Annotated in this window: 15 protein-coding genes and 1 riboswitch; of the genes, 1 reads left to right on the forward strand and 14 read right to left on the reverse strand. The window is 30.5% G+C overall.

Features of this window, described 5'->3' with window-relative positions; all coding sequences use genetic code 11:
- Nucleotides 1-12: 12 nt before the first annotated feature.
- From topA to L992_RS00850, 10 genes are all read right to left on the reverse strand, one after another.
- A complete protein-coding gene (topA, locus tag L992_RS00805) occupies nucleotides 13-2,307 on the reverse strand; it encodes a type I DNA topoisomerase (protein ID WP_197053366.1) in 2,295 nt (764 codons plus the stop codon).
- 63 nt (nucleotides 2,308-2,370) lie between these two features.
- Nucleotides 2,371-3,435 (reverse strand): DNA-processing protein DprA, encoded by a 1,065-nt coding sequence (gene dprA / locus L992_RS00810; protein WP_047393937.1) that lies wholly within the window; start codon nucleotides 3,433-3,435, stop codon nucleotides 2,371-2,373.
- 15 nt (nucleotides 3,436-3,450) lie between these two features.
- Entirely contained in the window at nucleotides 3,451-4,071 is a 621-nt protein-coding gene (locus L992_RS00815) for a lipopolysaccharide assembly protein LapB (protein ID WP_047393940.1), read from the reverse strand.
- A complete protein-coding gene (gene xseA / locus L992_RS00820; RefSeq protein WP_047381205.1) occupies nucleotides 4,072-5,271 on the reverse strand; it encodes an exodeoxyribonuclease VII large subunit in 1,200 nt (399 codons plus the stop codon).
- Between the two features lie 9 nt (nucleotides 5,272-5,280).
- Nucleotides 5,281-7,263: an excinuclease ABC subunit UvrB gene (uvrB, locus tag L992_RS00825; RefSeq protein ID WP_197053367.1), complete on the reverse strand. Its 1,983-nt coding sequence runs from the start codon at nucleotides 7,261-7,263 to the stop codon at nucleotides 5,281-5,283.
- Between the two features lie 42 nt (nucleotides 7,264-7,305).
- A complete protein-coding gene (locus L992_RS00830) occupies nucleotides 7,306-7,980 on the reverse strand; it encodes a tRNA1(Val) (adenine(37)-N6)-methyltransferase (protein WP_047381201.1) in 675 nt (224 codons plus the stop codon).
- Between the two features lie 9 nt (nucleotides 7,981-7,989).
- Nucleotides 7,990-8,916: a stage 0 sporulation family protein gene (locus tag L992_RS00835; protein ID WP_047381281.1), complete on the reverse strand. Its 927-nt coding sequence runs from the start codon at nucleotides 8,914-8,916 to the stop codon at nucleotides 7,990-7,992.
- A 126-nt stretch (nucleotides 8,917-9,042) separates the two neighbouring features.
- Entirely contained in the window at nucleotides 9,043-10,002 is a 960-nt protein-coding gene (locus tag L992_RS00840; protein WP_047381200.1) for a TIM barrel protein, read from the reverse strand.
- Nucleotides 9,999-10,853, reverse strand: a complete 855-nt coding sequence (locus tag L992_RS00845; protein WP_047393943.1) for an ABC transporter substrate-binding protein — start codon at nucleotides 10,851-10,853, stop codon at nucleotides 9,999-10,001. Before L992_RS00845 ends, L992_RS00840 begins: the two co-directional genes overlap by 4 nt.
- A 63-nt stretch (nucleotides 10,854-10,916) precedes the next feature.
- The gene (locus L992_RS00850) at nucleotides 10,917-12,839 is read right to left on the reverse strand and encodes a TonB-dependent receptor (RefSeq protein WP_047393987.1); all 1,923 of its coding nucleotides are present in this window, start codon (nucleotides 12,837-12,839) and stop codon (nucleotides 10,917-10,919) included.
- Between the two features lie 27 nt (nucleotides 12,840-12,866).
- Nucleotides 12,867-13,035, reverse strand: a riboswitch (cobalamin riboswitch).
- A 116-nt stretch (nucleotides 13,036-13,151) separates the two neighbouring features.
- On the opposite strand from L992_RS00850, the gene L992_RS00855 reads away from it, so the two are divergent.
- Nucleotides 13,152-13,631: a methylated-DNA--[protein]-cysteine S-methyltransferase gene (locus L992_RS00855; RefSeq protein WP_047381197.1), complete on the forward strand. Its 480-nt coding sequence runs from the start codon at nucleotides 13,152-13,154 to the stop codon at nucleotides 13,629-13,631.
- A 16-nt stretch (nucleotides 13,632-13,647) separates the two neighbouring features.
- On the opposite strand, the gene putP is transcribed toward L992_RS00855, so the two are convergent.
- The 4 genes from putP to L992_RS00875 form a co-directional block, all read right to left on the reverse strand.
- Complete coding sequence (putP, locus tag L992_RS00860; protein ID WP_047393944.1) at nucleotides 13,648-15,081, reverse strand: sodium/proline symporter PutP; 1,434 nt, start codon at nucleotides 15,079-15,081, stop codon at nucleotides 13,648-13,650.
- Nucleotides 15,082-15,399: 318 nt separating this feature from the next.
- Nucleotides 15,400-15,696 carry a rhodanese-like domain-containing protein gene (locus L992_RS00865; RefSeq protein WP_047381195.1) on the reverse strand — a complete coding sequence of 99 codons (297 nt, stop codon included), beginning with the start codon at nucleotides 15,694-15,696 and terminating at the stop codon, nucleotides 15,400-15,402.
- A 10-nt stretch (nucleotides 15,697-15,706) separates the two neighbouring features.
- Nucleotides 15,707-16,210 (reverse strand): flavodoxin, encoded by a 504-nt coding sequence (locus L992_RS00870; protein ID WP_047381194.1) that lies wholly within the window; start codon nucleotides 16,208-16,210, stop codon nucleotides 15,707-15,709.
- Between the two features lies 1 nt (nucleotide 16,211).
- Nucleotides 16,212-16,937, reverse strand: a complete 726-nt coding sequence (locus L992_RS00875; protein ID WP_047393946.1) for a ThiF family adenylyltransferase — start codon at nucleotides 16,935-16,937, stop codon at nucleotides 16,212-16,214.
- Nucleotides 16,938-17,004: the final 67 nt, after the last annotated feature.

Here is a 17,004-nt window from a genome sequence, read left to right on the forward strand (position 1 = left end):
AGGCGAGTCCTTTTATTTATCTTTTTTTTCTTTTTCTAATTTTTTTATATTTTTACACTCTGGATATCCTGTACATGCTAAGAATTTTCCCCATCTTCCTCTTCCGATTTTAAATGGTTTTCCACACTTTTCACAATTTCCAGCATTTTTTAAAATCTCATTTTCTTCTTTCTGAATTCTCTCCATTATCCAATTCAATTGAACAACACCATCAATCTCTTCTATTGATGAATTCATTAAAAGTTTTTTTACTTCAGCTGGCAAAGAAACTCTTTCATTGTCATCTTTAAAGTTTTCGCTTTCTAAATAACTTCCAAATCTTCCAAGCTTTAAAAGTAATCTACTTCCATTTTCAGAATAAACATCTGTCAACTTTCCTTGTTTGACTCTCAGTTGTTCTTCTAAAAGTTCCTTTACCTTTATATCACCTTTTTTTATGTCATCTAAAGGAATATCTATCCCTTTTAGAGAGTATTTCTCTTTACACTCTTCATCGACACAACACAGGTATCTTCCAAATCTTCCATTTTTCATTATCATATTTCCTTTTCCACAAGGACAAGGTACATCTGATGTTATAATTCTGTTTGTTTCTTCTTCAACTTTAACTTTATAAAGTTCTAAATCTTTCGCAAGTTTTGAGTAGAAATTTTCTAAAATACCTATCCAATCTCTTTCACCCTCTTCAACTAAATCTAATCCATCCTCTAAAGAAGCTGTAAATTTAACATCCATTATATCTTTGAAGTTTTTCTCTAAAATTGATTTTATTTCATATCCCAGCTCTGTAGGTACGAAACTTTTTCCTTCTAATACAACATACTCTCTTTTCTTTAAAGTTTCAATTATCGAAGCATATGTAGATGGTCTTCCTATTCCTTCAGCTTCTAGTTTCTTAACTAATGACGATTCTGTCAATCTTGCTGGCGGTTTTGTCCAATCCTCTTTTATATTTAATTTCTTTAACTGTAAGAAATCGCCCTCATTTATCGCTGGGAACTCTCCTAGCGGCAATTCCTCTTCATCTTTAAAAACTTTATAATAACCATCAAATGTTATTTTATTTAGAGTTCCTCTAAATTGATAATCTCCATTTTCTAAAATTATTTCAAATTGCTCATATTCCATAGGAGCTAACTGCGAAATCATAAATCTTTCCCAAATAAGTTTGTATAATTTATATTGATCTGGAGTTAAATCCTTCTTTATTTTATCAGGCTCTAAATATATATCCGTTGGTCTTACCGCTTCATGGGCGTCTTGAATCTTCTCATCTTTTTTCTTTTTTGTAGTTTCTTTTCCCAGGTATTCTTTACCAAACATCTCTAATATATAGCTTTTGGCCATACCTTTAGCCTCTTCTGAAACTCTTGTTGAATCCGTTCTCATATATGTTATCAAACCTTTTTGGTTTCCTTCAATACTTATTCCTTCATATAAACCTTGAGCTACTGACATTGTTTTTGATGCAGAAAACCCTAAATACGAAGATGATAATTGCTGTAATGTACTTGTTTTTAATGGTAAAGGTGGATTTTTTGATTTTTTACTAACTTTTGAGTTTATAACAGCATACTCAGAATTTAGAGTTAATTGTATATCTTTCACCACATCTTCATCTGTAACTCTTTCAAATCTTTTTCCTGCTATTTTATAAAGAGAAAGATTCATTTTATTTTTGAACTCCCCTTTTATATCCCAAAACTTCTCAGGTATAAACTTTTTTATTTTATCCTCTAAATCACAAACTAACTTTAATGCAACCGATTGAACTCTTCCAGCACTTGTATTCGAAGATATTGATTTCCATAATAAAGGACTTATCTCATATCCAACTAATCTATCTAAAATTCTTCTTGCTTGTTGAGCATTAACTCTATTAATATCAACTTTTCTAGGATTTTTTATAGCTTCTCTTATGGCAGTGTTTGTAATCTCATTAAACTCTATTCTATTAGCTTCGTTCTCATCTAATTTCAATGTTTGAGCTATATGCCAAGCTATAGCCTCTCCTTCTCTATCCGGATCGGATGCTAGATATACTTTATTCGACTTCTTAGCTAAATCTTTTAAGGTTTTTATTACATCGCCTTTTCCTCTTATTGTTGAATAGCTTGGTTTAAATCCGTCCCCCACATCTACTCCAATTTTACTCTTAGGTAAATCTCTTACATGTCCAAATGAAGCTGTTACATGAAAATTATTCCCCAATATTTTTTCAATTGTTTTCGCTTTTGCAGGAGATTCCACTATTACTAAATTTTTTTTCGCCACTACTTTCACCCCTAATTTTTTCTCTATATACATTATTCGCTCTTAATTATATTAGAAAATACTAAAAAAATCAACTAAGGGCACCAAGTTTCCCATTTACAAACGCCTTCGATAATGACCTGCTGGAAGACTTTGAACATACCCCTCTATTTCTAACTCCATTAAATTGCTCAGTAATTCACTAGTTTGACACTCAACTTCTCTTTTAATTTCCTCTAAGTGCATTTTCGTTTTTAATACACTATAAATTTTTAATTTTATTCCAGTTAAACGATTTAACTCTTCACCAGTTTCTGTTTTTTTACTCCATTCATATTCTTTTAATATATCATCTCCATGGGTTACTAATTTAGCTTGAGAGTTTTTTATAAGCTCGTTACACCCTTGAGAAAGAGGATATGTTATATCTCCTGGAATTGCAAATACATCCCTTCCTTCATCCAATGCTAAATTTGCTGTTATTAAACTTCCGCCTTTCATAGAACTTTCAATAACAACTGTTCCCACACTAAGACCTGCTATAATTCTATTTCTAATAGGAAATTTTTCAGGACTAGGTTCTGCTCCTAACGGAAATTCTGATATAACTAAACCTTTTTTCTCTATCTCTTTCCTTAGTTTTATGTTACTCCGAGGATAATCTATATTTATCCCACACCCTAAAACTGCTACTGTTTTACCATTCAATTTTAAAGTTTCACTATGAGCAAAAGAGTCTATTCCTAAAGCCAATCCACTAACAATAACAACTTCACCATCTACTAATCCCTTTATTATCTTTTGACATCCTAGCTCTCCATATTTTGTAGCTCTTCTTGTCCCAATAACAGAGATTATTCTTTTTTTACTTAAAAGCTCTATATTTCCTTTATAAAAAAGAAAAAGTGGAGGTTTTGAAATATTCTTCAAGCTTTCTGGATATCTGTAGTCGTTTAAGTCTATCAACCCTATCCTGTTTCTTTCTAAATAATCCATAACCTCCAGGTATTTTTCACAATTATGTGAGTTGGCAATAAGTTCGGTATCTTCCGAGGTTAAACTTAATATATTTTCCAGTTCATTTAGATTAGTAAAAATATCTTTATATCTTTTATAACGATTCATCAAAACTCTAATCTTACTACTTTTCAATCCTATTAACTTTAATCGATACCACTCCATCTTTCACCTCTCTAATTATCTAGAATAAGTAGATGTCAACATATTGCTGATCTCTTTTGATTGAGGGTAAACTCTTCTTCCCTCTTGAAGTATCTCTCTTGCTCTATCTATCTTTTTTTCCGCTAAATAAATATCACCTAACGCCAAGAAGCCTTCTACTGTTGGAGAATAGTTCATATATATCTGAATATCCTCTATAGCTTTATTATATCGCCCTAAATTTCTATACGCTAACCCTCTCCCTAAATAAGCCTCTTTCATACTCGGTTCAATTGTTATTGCCACACTATAAAAATCGATTGCTTTATTATAATCCCCTATAAATCTATAACTTGTTGCTGCTCCAAATAGATTTCTCGAACTATCTATATTACTGCTAAAAATCTGAGCAGCTCTCTCATATTTCCTATTTCTAAAATACTGATCTCCTAAATAAAAAATACTATTCTCGTTGCTACTTATCGATGATAAATAACTTTTAAAATATCTTTCATATTCTTTTATAAGAACTGCAGCTTTATCCCTATCATCCTCTCTCGCTATTTGAGCTTCTAAGTTTTGAATTTGAGCCGGTCTTTCTTCAGCAAAACTTCCTAAACTCAAAAGAATAAATATTAAACAAAATATCTTTTTCATTTATTTTATCTCCTTTACTTCACTTATTATTTTTCCAAAATTTAATATTGTTTCTATCTCATCTCCAACTTTTATCTCTGATAAATTTTTCAAAGATTTATTTTTAGATTTTGTTATAGAATACCCTCTACTTAAAACTGCTAATGGATTTAATCCAATTATTTTTTCTGTTCTTAGTTCTAACTCGTGTCTCTTTTCTTTAAAAATGTTATTTAACGATTTTTCTAATCTTTCTTCTAAATATACTAAATTTTGATTTTTCTCCTCTATTGTTCTAATAAAATTTTTTAAAACATAGTTGTTTTTTAGTTTTTCTAACTCATCTTTTTTCAACCTTAAAGTTCTATCAATAGAGCTTCTCACTCTCTTTTCTCTATCTAGTATCTGTTTTTCTATTTCCGATTTTACAGGTATGGCTATCTCTACAGCTTGAGTTGGTGTTGCTGCTCTTACATCTGCAACCAAATCTGAAAGTAAATTATCAATCTCATGACCTACAGCTGATATTATCGGTTTTTCACTTCTATAAAAAGCTCTTGCTACCTCTTCTTCATTAAAGGCCCACAAATCCTCAACACTTCCACCACCACGTCCAGCTATTATCAAATCAACTTCAGGAATTCTATTTAATGTTTCGATCCCTTTTACAATCTCCTCTTTAGCCCCAATTCCTTGTACCTTAGCCGAATAAATATAGATATCTATATTTTCAAATCTTTTTCTAGTTGTATTTACTATATCATGAAAAGCTGCTCCTGTATATGCTGTTACAATTCCAATTGCATTTGGATATTTAGGAAGTCTTTTTTTAAATAAGGGTGAAAATAACCCCTCTTTTTCTAAATCATTTTTTAGTTTTTCCAATTTTGCAAACATCTCTCCAAGCTTATCTTCTTTTTGAACATGTCTAACTAATACTTGAAAATCTCCTCTAGCCTCATAAAATCCTACATCACCAAATATTTTTATAGAATCCCCCTCTTTCAAATCCTCAGGAATTCTTTTGTATTTATAGTTAAATGCAGCACACTTTATTTGGCTACTTTTATCCTTTAATGTAAAATACAGATGTCCACTCTTATAGTAAGTTACTCCTGATAACTCTCCTTTCAAAAAAAATTCTTGAAAATTTGGATTTTCATCTATATACCCTTTTACCATTTTATTGAACTCTGTTACACTATAAACTATCTCATCCATAAATATCTCCTATATCTCTAAAAGCATTAGTTTTAACTTATTCATCTCATCTCTTTTTTGTATCGCTTTCTCGAAATCTAACTCTTCTGATAATATTTTTATCTCTTTCAGCAGGATATTTATCTCTTTTTCAATATCCTCTTTACTGCTGAAATGTTTAGAGCTTTGCTCATCTTTGTCTCCATTATCCCACGTAAATAGAGATTCAGATACTTCTCTATATATTGTTTTAGGTTCTATTCCATTCAATAGATTGTACTCTCGTTGCTTCTTTCGTCTTCTATTTGTTTCATCGATAGCGTATTTCATAGAATCTGTTATTACATCTCCATACAAAATTACTCTTCCATCAACATTCCTTGCCGCTCTTCCTATTGTCTGAACTAAAGATCTTTTGCTTCTTAAGAATCCCTCTTTATCTGCTTCTAAGATAGCAACTAATGAAACTTCTGGTATATCTAGCCCCTCTCTCAAAAGATTTATTCCAACAAGAACATCGAACTCTCCTTTTCTTAATCCTTTGATTATCTCTATCCTTTCAAGAGTGTCTATATCTGAATGCATATATTTCACTTTGACACCCAAAGTCATATAATATTCAGAAAGTTCTTCTGCCATTTTTTTTGTAAGCGTTGTTACAAGAACTCTCTCTTTTTTCAATACATTTTTTCTTATCTCTTCTAATAAATCATCCACTTGATTTTTAGTCTCTTTAACTTCAATTACAGGATCTAAAATACCGGTAGGCCTAACTAACTGTTCAGCTATATATCCTTTGGAATGCTCAATCTCAAAATCTCCTGGGGTTGCTGATATAAATATAGTTTGCTTACAATTCTCTCTGAATTCTTCAAATGTAAGAGGTCTATTATCTAAAGCTGATTTTACTCTAAATCCATTTTCAACTAATGATGTTTTTCTAGCTCTATCTCCATTGTACATCCCTCTTATTTGAGGAACTCCAATATGAGACTCATCTATATATACCACAAAATCCTTTGGAAAATAATCCATCAAAGTATCTGGTTTGTCCCCTGGATTTTTATTTGTTAAGTATCGTGAATAGTTTTCAATCCCTTTACAATATCCAACTTCTCTTATCATCTCTAAATCATACTCTGTTCTTTGCTTCAATCTTTGGGCTTCTAAAAGTTTTCCTTTACTCTCAAATTCTTTAACTTCATTTTTCAAATCACTTTTTATTCTTTCTACTATCGCTTCTTGCTCACTCTCTTCTGTGACATAATGAGTTGCTGGCGATATAGCTATTCTCTCTAAATTCTTTTTGACCTTCTGACCTGTTAAAGTATTTATTTCTGAAATATCTTCTATATCATCTCCCCAAAACTCTATTCTATATCCATTCTCCATATAAGATGGATATATATCAATTACATCCCCTTTTACTCTAAATTTACCTCTTTCAAAAGCTAAATCGTTTCTTTCATATCTTAGCTCTATTAATTTAGATATCAATTTTTTTCTACTATATCCTGTTTTTTTATCAATTGCAATCGTTAATTTCTTATATGTATCTGGGGATCCTAATCCGTATATCGCGGAAACTGAAGCTACAATTATTACATCTTTTCTATTTATTAGTGCCGCCGTTGCAGCATTTCTAAATTTATCAATCTCATCATTTATAGATGAATCTTTTTCTATATAGGTATCAGTTGTTGCTATATAAGCTTCTGGTTGATAATAATCATAGTATGATACAAAATACTCAACTGCATTATCTGGAAAAAAACTTCTATATTCTGAAAACAATTGAGCTGCTAAGGTTTTATTTGGTGCTAAAATCAAGGCTGGTCTTCCACTTTCCTTTATTATATTTGCTACAGTAAATGTTTTTCCAGATCCTGTTACCCCTAAAAGAGTCTGATCTTTAATTCCATCTTTCAATCCTTTAACTAATTTTTTGATAGCTTCTGGCTGATCTCCTGTAGGAGTATATTTAGAACTTATCTTAAACATAATCGCCTCCATTAAAATAGGGAGAGGTTTATTATCCTCTCCCATAAAATCTCTTTAATTATCGTTTAAAAAAATAGGAGTTTCAATTTTTAATATATTTTTTCTCCCTTTACTAGCTTCAATTAAAACTATACTTGAATCCTTGTCTTTTGAATAGTGAACAAATTTTACTCTTTTTACAGAAAATCCACATTTTCCAAGTTCCTCTGATATCTCTAAAAATCTGTAACTTTTGTGAACCATAAATAGTTCGCCTCTTGGCTTCAATAGCCTTTTTGCATTTTCAACAAACTCTTTTAAATTTAGTTTTATCTCGTGTCTAGCTATACTTTTTATATCTTTTTCGTTAATCTCTTTGCCATCTAAAACCATATATGGCGGATTTGAAATTATATAATCATATGTATTTCCCTCTCCAAGATCTTTTACATCTATATTCACAATTTCAACTTTTTCTTCTAAGTTATTTCTCTTTATATTTCTTACTGCCAACTCAGCAATTTCTTTTTGAATTTCTACAGCTTTCATTTTAGTAATTTTATCTTTAGCACATAAAAGTACTGGAATAGCTCCGTTTCCTGTGCCTATCTCCAAAACTTTTGCATTCTTTTTCCCATTGAAAAAATTAGACAGTAGAACTGCATCAGTTCCAAACCTAAATCCATCTTTTTTTTGAATTAAGCTATATCCATCACAGATGTTAGCTATATCTTCATTTTCTAAAACCATTTGTGTTTACTACTCCTTTTCTAAAACTTTATGTTGCAATTCTTCAGTCGATAAAACATTTTGTAATTTTTTAGCTTCTTTTTTATTGAATTTTATTTCATCGATAAGAACTTTCATGATTCCTTTTCCTTCAACATCAACATATAAGAATCCATTTAGAGGACTGATACTCATTACTTTCCCCTCACCTTTAGTTGTTTTAACTAACTGATTTACAGCTGGATAAACTCTTAATGCTTCTTCGTATTGTTTATATTCATAATTGATACAGCAAAGTAATCTTCCACATACTCCTGAAATTTTTGTTGGATTAATTACCAGCCCTTGGTCTCTTGCCATTTTTATTGATACTGAATCAAACTTATTGATAAATGTTCTACAACAAAGTTCCTTTCCACATACTCCTATATTTCCAAGAATTCTAGCTTCATCTCTCACACCAATTTGTCTTAACTCTATTCTTAATTTAAAGATATTTGCTAAATCTTTTACTAAATCTCTGAAATCAATTCTTCCTTCAGCTGTGAAATAAAATATAAGTTTTGTTTTATCAAATGTATATTCAGTTTCAATAAGCTTCATTGGAAGTTTATGATGATTTATTCTCTCTTTACATACCTTAAAAGCTTCATTCGCTTCTAAACGAAGTGTCTCATATTTTTTAATCTCTTCTTCGCTTGCTTTTTTTACAACTGGTTTTAGTGGTAAAACCAATACTCTTTCTGGAAGCTGCATAGGTCCACCATAAACAATACCAATCTCTTTTCCTCTTATAGTGTCAACGATTACCCTGTCACCTTTTTTATACTCTATATCATCTACAATTTCAAAACTATATCTTTTCTTTGTAGTTTCAAACATAACACCTAGTATATTGTAAAGTTTATTTGGATCTGATACGATCTCTTCTTGTTCTTTTTGTTCTTCGTTTTGAATTTCATCCACTTTTGCTAATGTTGTTTCATCTATATTTTTATCTATTTCTAAATTTCCTTGTGCCATATTTCCTCCCGCGAAAATCTTAACGTTCTATAATATAGAGTATATCATATTTTTCATCTTTTAAGAATTTATTTTGAGATAATTTAACTGCTCTAAAACTTTCTCTTTTAAGTCTAACAGAGATGTAAAACCTAACTCTAAATTTATATATTTCAAATTAGGTAAGTGTTTCATTATTTTATTTAGACCACCTTCATACACTAAATGAGGATCTATATTTTTCATGTGCTTTAGTTCTATTTGAAATTTTTCAAATCGATCTCCTTCTTTCCACTTAGAAACTTCAGTTTTGAAATCACTATCCAAATAGTTTCCAAACTTCACTCCATTTACATGTAATCCAAATATATAGTTTTTCAACTCTTTCATCCTCTCAATTCTATCAATTATAAAATCATCAGCTTCTTTAAAATTTGTTACTGATCTCTCTAAACAAATTAGATGTGAAAAATCTAAAAGAAGCCCTTTATTTTGATAGTTCACCTTTTCAATAAAATATTTTGTCATCTCATAACTTCTAAAATTTAATCCTGGCCAAGGTAGATTTTCAAATAACAACAACGGACCTTCCCCCTCAAAAACTTCATTTATTATTTTTATACACTCATTTAAAACTTCTAAATCTGTATACTCAAAATCAAAATCAAATATATCTTTAGGTCGAACATGTGACACATGAAAAACCATGTATTTAGCTCCTATTCTTTTAGCGTTTTCAAATTGCTCTTTAAATGTTTCTAACAAAATATTTTTATCAAAGCCTCTATAATAATTTTTTATCCCTTCATCATTATAAAAATCCTCTTTAACTTTCTTCCAGTCACCTTTCCAAAATTCCAACCACGTTGGATAATATAAAAGATGCACTCCTTTTACTGGATAATTTCGGTACTCTGAAAAATCCAAGTGATCTCCAATAATTGTTTCTATTCCCGATATACCTTTTTGACTAAGTTGACTATATATAACTTCAAACTCCTGCTGCTCATTTTTCTTGGGTACAAAACTAAATGTTATCATCTCTTCAACACTTCCTTTAATGCTCTTAAAGCTTTTAAAACCCTTGTTGATGGTCTATTAATGCTTTCATCAACAAAATAAACATTTCTATTTTTTATAGCATCTACCTCTTGCCATTCAACTCTTTTTAATATCTCTTCTATCATATATTTTCTATCTTCGCCTACTAATATAATTTCTGGATTTTTTTCTAGAATAGATTCTAATGGTGGTGAAATCCATCCCTTCTCACTTTTAAAAATATTTCTTCCACCTATACTTTCTAAAGCATCGTTTAAAAAAGTTTCAGCTCCTGTTGTATATATAGGGCTATCCAAAATTTCAAAATAAACTCTTTTATTTTCTAAATTTCTATTTGAAACTATCATCTTCAACTCTTCAATAAATCTATCCTTCAATTTTTGGGCCTCATCTTTTCTATTTAAAACTTCGCCTATCTCTGTTACAGAATCCGCTACTTCAGAAAGTGATTTTGGACTTTTAATAACATACACTGGAATTCCAACTTCATCAAAAAATTTTAAACTTTCTTTTCCTTTTTTCAAATTATGATGAGATGAAATTACTAAGTCTGGCATTAATTCTACTATCTTTTCCTCATTCAAATCATCACTTCTTAAAAAACCTTTTCCCTTTAATCTTTCATCTACTTTTTCTGAATAACTATCTACCCCTATTAGCAAATCTACTAAACCCATGTCTACAATAATCTCTGTATTAGATGGTACAGTCGATATTACTCTTTCAATATTTTCTGGTATTTCAATTACTCTTCCTGTACTATCTACTAATACTCTTGAAAAACAAATTGTGAAAATGAAAGTGTTTAATATCATTATTTTTTTTAACATTGCCCTCTCCTTCAAATAATATGAAAAATGCCCCTTTCAAACTTTGAAAAGAGCATCTCTTTCTTAGAAGCTGTACTTAACTCCTAAATAATAATTTCTTTCTGCTGCTGGATAATATACTCTTCCAAATCTTGGATCCCAACTACTCGCTTCTTTATATCCTATGTAATCATAATATTTTTCATTAAATAGGTTATTTACTCCTACACTTACAATTAATCCATCTTTAAAGTCATATGACATAGATATTCCACTTATTAAATAACTATTCACTTTTTCTCTTATATTTTCTTCATCAGATGCATCAAAAGCTTTACCATAATACTCCCAAGAGTTATTTAAAGTTAACTTATCATTAAATCTATAATTAAAGTTCAATACTCCCTTTACATTTGGAACCCCTGGAATATCCTTTCCATCTTTAAACTCTGTTCTCATATATGTCAATGATTCTGAAATCGTCAACTTATCAAAGTAGTGCTCTAATGAAACCTCGATTCCTTTTCTTTTACTTGTTCCATCTAAATTTCTATTACTTTTCTCATCAGTTGAATCATTTTTTCCATAAAAAATTTCGTTCTCAGTCTCAATATAGAATACAGATGTCGAAACATATGTATTTCCTATGTAATCCTTTACTCCAACTTCATAAGTTTCTGTTCTTTGAGGTTTATATTCTCCATCCCAAGCACGAATCTCATCAGTATTTGGAGCTCTAAATCCTGTTGTATAACTTACATAAGTCGATCCTGAATCTGAATATAGATAACTTCCTGTTAGCTCAACTGCATCCTCTTTAAATTTTTTGTTATATTTTATTTTATTTTTATTTTCATCATCCTTCAAACCATTGTACTCTATATTTTGTCTTCTATACCCTTGGGTAAATCTAAACTTATCAATAGTATAACTATTTATTAAAAATCCACCCAATGAATCTTTTTCTGCCTTTCCATTTCCATATGCAAAATCCGTTGTATGTCCTTTATAAATATCTCCGCCTATAACAACATAACTATCATCTAAGTAAGAGTATTTCAATTGTGGTTTTAAGTATTTTATCTCGGTTTTATAGTTACTTCCATTTGAAGAGTATCTTTCATGAGTAAATGTTCCTAATAATTTAAATTCTAAATTAGAATCAATATTATATACATAATCTCCAGCAAAATCATTTTTCTCTGTTTTCCCATCAACTTTCCATGTCTTCGGGTTACTTGAAACTTGAGTTCTATCTCCGTCAACCTCTTCTCTTGTTAAACTTCCAGGAGCTCTAAACTCATTATTCGAATAATTATATTTAAATCCAAACTCTCCATCTGCTAACTTATATCTTGTTCTAAGTCCAAAACTTTCTAAATCATCCTTAGCATAATCTCTATATCCATCTTTCTCTTTTTTTAAATAATCTAATTCTAAAGATAGTTTGTCGTTAATCTTAGTTCCATATATAGCCTGCTGTTTCTTTAACCCATATGATCCTATTTCACTATTTAAGCTACCATAGTTCTTTTTATCCTTTGGCATTTTAGTTACAATATTTATTGTTCCACCAATCGCTCCATCTCCATATAAAACAGAACCTCCCGAAGGAATAACCTCTATTCTTTCTATATTATCTACAGGGATTGAACTTGTTTTATATCCTGATAAATCTATTGAGTTTATCGGTGCCCCATCTACAAGAACTATTACATTTGATTTTGCTGTTGCTCCTTGCCCTCTCATATCAAAAGCCGCATCTGCTCCACCCATCTCTTTAACAGTTACACTCGATACTAATTTTAAAGCTTCCGCTACTGTCTTCGCTCCTCTTTGCTCTATCTCTTCGGCCGTTAAAACAGTTATATTTTTTGGAATATCTGCTACTGTTGCAAAAGTATTTTCACTCGTTATAACACTTTCTTCTAGCTTTACAACTTTTTGTTCTGCCACAGCTAAATTAGCTACAACAACTAATGCTCCTAATAAAAATTTTTTATTCACTTTTTTTAATCCTCCCATTCTGTCACTCGCAGATTTAAATTTTATGGCAGGTATCCTGACTCAACTTCATCCTAACAATAGCCCTTCCCAGTTTCCCAGTGGTTTTACTATCTTCGTCCATTTCACAGTGGCGTGACCGTTTAAGATTCTCACTTAATTCCCTTTTAATTTCAAAACCATACTAATTTATTATACTACAATTATTTTGTTTTTAAAAGTTTTAACCTTTTAACGAACATGTTTTTTTAAATAATCTTGATTTTTTTCTATTATTTCAGTATAATCTAAAATTATGTTTTAATAGGAGGTCTTATGAAAAATATAGTTCCAGGTTATTTTTATATTTTTGATACTCCACTCGGATTACTTAAAATAGAAGCAAATGAAGAAGAAGTCACAAAAATAGAACTCAACAATCCCTCTTCAAATAGAACCTTTAAACTTACAAAACTTTTAGAAAAAGCTTTTAAAGAGATTGAAGAGTTTTTAAACGGAAAAAGAAAATACTTCACTTTTAAAATAAATCCATCAGGAACAGAATTTCAAAAATCTGTTTGGAATGCTCTTTTAAAAATACCTTATGGTGAAGTAAAATCATATAAAGACATTGCCATCGCTATTGGAAATCCAAAGGCTTGTAGAGCTGTCGGAATGGCAAATAATAAAAATCCAATTCCCATAGTTATTCCCTGTCATAGAGTTATTGGTAGTAATGGAAAATTAACAGGTTACGCGTATGGATTAACTTTAAAGGATGAATTATTACATTTAGAAAAAAAAGGTACAAAATAATTTTGTACCTTTTTCATTATGCTTCAACTACCCTTTTACAGAATACTTTCTCAGCTATATAAACTGTTATTAAATTTGTCATAAATCCTGGTAATAGCTCATACATATAAGCATCTAATCCAATAACTTTCCAGATTAAAAACACAAATGTCCCCACTAAAATTCCTGATAAAACACTTTTTGCACTTACATCTTTTAAATATAAAACACCTATTATTGCTGGTCCAAATATTGTCCCAAATCCTCCCCAAGCATATGCAACTAGCGATAAAACTTTAGCATTTTGATTAAGAGCAAATAATAAAGCTAGTAATGCAATCACTACTACACAAACTCTACCTACAAACATAATCTCTTTATCTGTAGCATCTCTTTTTATATATTCATAAAAATCTTCAGTTAATGTTGTTGATGATACTAATAGTTGAGAATCTATTGTAGACATTATTGCAGATAGTATTGCTGCTAATAAAATTCCAGCCACCCAAGGGTTAAATAACTCTTTTATCATATAAATAAATATCTTCTCTGCATCTCCACCAAGTTGACTTACCTCTTTAAATAAAGGAATTCCTAATAATCCAATTGCTATAGCTCCAATTAGTGATATTAATACCCAAATCATAGCTATTCTTCTAGATTTCTTTAACTCTTTTACATCACTTATACTCATAAATCTAACTAAAATATGTGGTTGTCCAAAATAACCCAATCCCCAAGCTAAAGATGATAAGATACCCATAACTCCAATATTCTTTCCACCTTGTTTAAATATATCAAAAGTTATTCCCTTTAACTCTATTCCTTGCTTCACAGTTTCTAAATCTCCTATTTTATAATAAGCCATTACTGGAACAGCTATTATTGCCATAAACATAAGAGCTCCTTGGAAGAAATCTGTCCAACACGATGCCAAATATCCACCCATAAATGTATACACAACGATTGTTACTGCTCCGACTACAACTGCCACCTTATAATCTATTCCAAGTATCGACTCAAATAATTTTCCAGCAGCTACTAATCCAGATGAAGAGTATATTGTAAAGAAAAATAGTGTTCCTACAGCCAAAATTTTTCTAATAGTTCCCTTATCATCTTTTAATTTTCTTTCTAAAAATGTTGGTAAAGTCAATGTATCTTCAATCTCTGTTTCTACTCTTAATTTTGGTGCTATAAACTTCCAGTTTAAATAAGTCCCTATTGCAAGACCTATTACAACCCAAATCTCCCCAAATCCTGAAAGATAAACAGCTCCAGGTAAACCCATAAGCAACCAACCACTCATATCACTAGCTTGTGCCGATAATGCAGTTACCCAACTTCCTACTCCTCTTCCACCGATTAAGTAATCCTCTGAACTGGAGGTTTTACCATAAAAGTAAACTCCCACTCCTATTAAAAATATTAAATACGCTCCAAATGTTATAAATGTTTCTACTCCTATCATTTTTCTCCTCCGAAATTTTTTTTAAATAAAAAGAGGGTCACCTAAGTACAACTGTACCTAAGTGACCCTCATTAAAAGAATCCTATAAAAATAATCTTTTTTTAAAGTTATTTCCCCTTAGATACAGATCCAAATTTGTAACACAAAATGGATCTGTATCTAAACATAAACTAATGCTTAAAACACAAATCCCTATCTAGGGGGGATGGGTTGTCTATTTACATTGTTAGAAATAACTTGATTTTTTTTCATTAGAACTCTCCTTGAATTTTTATTTTATTTATATTACCATATGAAAATAATTTTGTCAAATTTTTGTTACCAAGTTAAAATTCCCTCTTCAGAATTATACACATTTTCAAATCCCTCTTCTAATAAAATCAGAGCTGCAGACTTTGAACGAACTCCACTTCTACAAAAAGTTATATATGTTTTATTTTTATCTAACTCGGTAATTCTCTCTCCTAGTTCATGAAGTGGAATATTAATTGTCTCATTTAAAGATTCATCCCAATACTCCTCTTCTGTTCTAACGTCTAAAAGTACAGTATCTTTATCTTTAAGAAGATTTTTAACTTCCTCTTTTATCAATGTTTTATAATTTCTTTTCTGCATCTTTTTCCTCTTAATTAAATAAAGGTTTAATCTCCTCTATCCAAGCTTTTATTCTATCTGGAGTTTCATTATCTTGATTACTCTCATCTAGGGCTAATCCTACGAATTGATCTCCTACTATAGCCTCTGTTTCTTCATAAGAATATCCTACTGTTGAAGTAAATCCTACTATTTTTGCTCCATTCTTCTCTACAACATCATAAAGTTTTCTCATAGCACCAACATAAGACTCTCCAAATGCAAATTGATTTCCTACTCCTACAATTCCTACAACTTTTCCTGTAAAATCAAGTGTTTTAAAAGTCTCATAAACAGTTTCCCAATCTCTTTGTAACTCTCCTACACCATAAGTTGGAGAAACTAAGATAAGATTATCTAATCCTGCCATCTCATCTATTCCGTTGGCTACGTCAAAAACTTCATAATCTTGTCCTCTTAAATAAAACTCTATTTCATCAACAATCCCAGCAGTTATTCCTGAAGTTGTTCCATAAAAAATTCCTATTTTTTTCATATTAATTTCCTCCACCATTCTTTAAACCAGTTATATCTTTTATCACTTCACTTGCTATAATAAGTCCTGCAACTGAAGGTACAAATGATATACTTCCTACATTATTTTGTTTTGCTCTATCGCCCTCTGAACTTTTAGGTTTCATCGGTAACTCTCTCGAGAATAATACTTTAACTTTTCCTATTCTTCTTTTCTTTAATTCCGCTCTCATGACTTTCGCTAAAGGACACACTGACGTTTTACTAATATCTGCAATCTCTAACATCGTCGGATTTATTTTATTTCCAGTTCCCATCGATGAGATTATTGGAATTTTTAATTCTTTGGCTATTGTTATCAAATCTAACTTAGCTGTAACTAAATCAATAGCATCAACTATATAATCATATTTTTTATCTTCTGAGAAGAACACTTCTTTTTTATCTTTAAAAAACTTTTCTTTATAGGCATTAACCTTTATTTCTGGATTAATTGAAAGAGCTCTCTTTTTTATCACTTCAACCTTATCCTGACCAATAGTATCTTGTGTTGCAATAACCTGTCTATTTAAATTTGTTATATCTACAGTATCAAAATCAACAACTGTAAGTTCACCTACTCCGGCTCTTACTAAAGACTCAACTACAAATCCTCCCACTCCTCCTACTCCAAAAACAAGTACATGTGAGTTATTCAGTTTATTTAGATTCTCTTTACCTATCAATAGTTCTGTTCTTTGAAAAATCATCTATATACCAACCTTTTTCTAATTCTTTACTAATTCCATAAAGATTATATACCAAAGAACTATAAAA

The organism is Cetobacterium sp. ZOR0034 (assembly GCF_000799075.1).
Taxonomy (GTDB): domain Bacteria; phylum Fusobacteriota; class Fusobacteriia; order Fusobacteriales; family Fusobacteriaceae; genus Cetobacterium_A.

Excerpts from the sequence above, each read along its gene's own strand:
- L992_RS00870 (WP_047381194.1), bottom strand. The coding sequence starts at position 16,210 with ATGAAAAAAATAGGAATTTTTTATGGAACAACTTCAGGAATAACTGCT.
- uvrB (WP_197053367.1), bottom strand. The coding sequence starts at position 7,263 with ATGGAGGCGATTATGTTTAAGATAAGTTCTAAATATACTCCTACAGGA.
- L992_RS00815 (WP_047393940.1), bottom strand. The coding sequence starts at position 4,071 with ATGAAAAAGATATTTTGTTTAATATTTATTCTTTTGAGTTTAGGAAGT.
- L992_RS00840 (WP_047381200.1), bottom strand. The coding sequence starts at position 10,002 with ATGATAACATTTAGTTTTGTACCCAAGAAAAATGAGCAGCAGGAGTTT.
- topA (WP_197053366.1), bottom strand. The coding sequence starts at position 2,307 with ATGTATATAGAGAAAAAATTAGGGGTGAAAGTAGTGGCGAAAAAAAAT.
- L992_RS00865 (WP_047381195.1), bottom strand. The coding sequence starts at position 15,696 with ATGCAGAAAAGAAATTATAAAACATTGATAAAAGAGGAAGTTAAAAAT.
- putP (WP_047393944.1), bottom strand. The coding sequence starts at position 15,081 with ATGATAGGAGTAGAAACATTTATAACATTTGGAGCGTATTTAATATTT.
- L992_RS00855 (WP_047381197.1), top strand. The coding sequence starts at position 13,152 with ATGAAAAATATAGTTCCAGGTTATTTTTATATTTTTGATACTCCACTC.
- L992_RS00830 (WP_047381201.1), bottom strand. The coding sequence starts at position 7,980 with ATGGTTTTAGAAAATGAAGATATAGCTAACATCTGTGATGGATATAGC.
- L992_RS00875 (WP_047393946.1), bottom strand. The coding sequence starts at position 16,937 with ATGATTTTTCAAAGAACAGAACTATTGATAGGTAAAGAGAATCTAAAT.
- dprA (WP_047393937.1), bottom strand. The coding sequence starts at position 3,435 with ATGGAGTGGTATCGATTAAAGTTAATAGGATTGAAAAGTAGTAAGATT.
- L992_RS00845 (WP_047393943.1), bottom strand. The coding sequence starts at position 10,853 with ATGTTAAAAAAAATAATGATATTAAACACTTTCATTTTCACAATTTGT.
- xseA (WP_047381205.1), bottom strand. The coding sequence starts at position 5,271 with ATGGATGAGATAGTTTATAGTGTAACAGAGTTCAATAAAATGGTAAAA.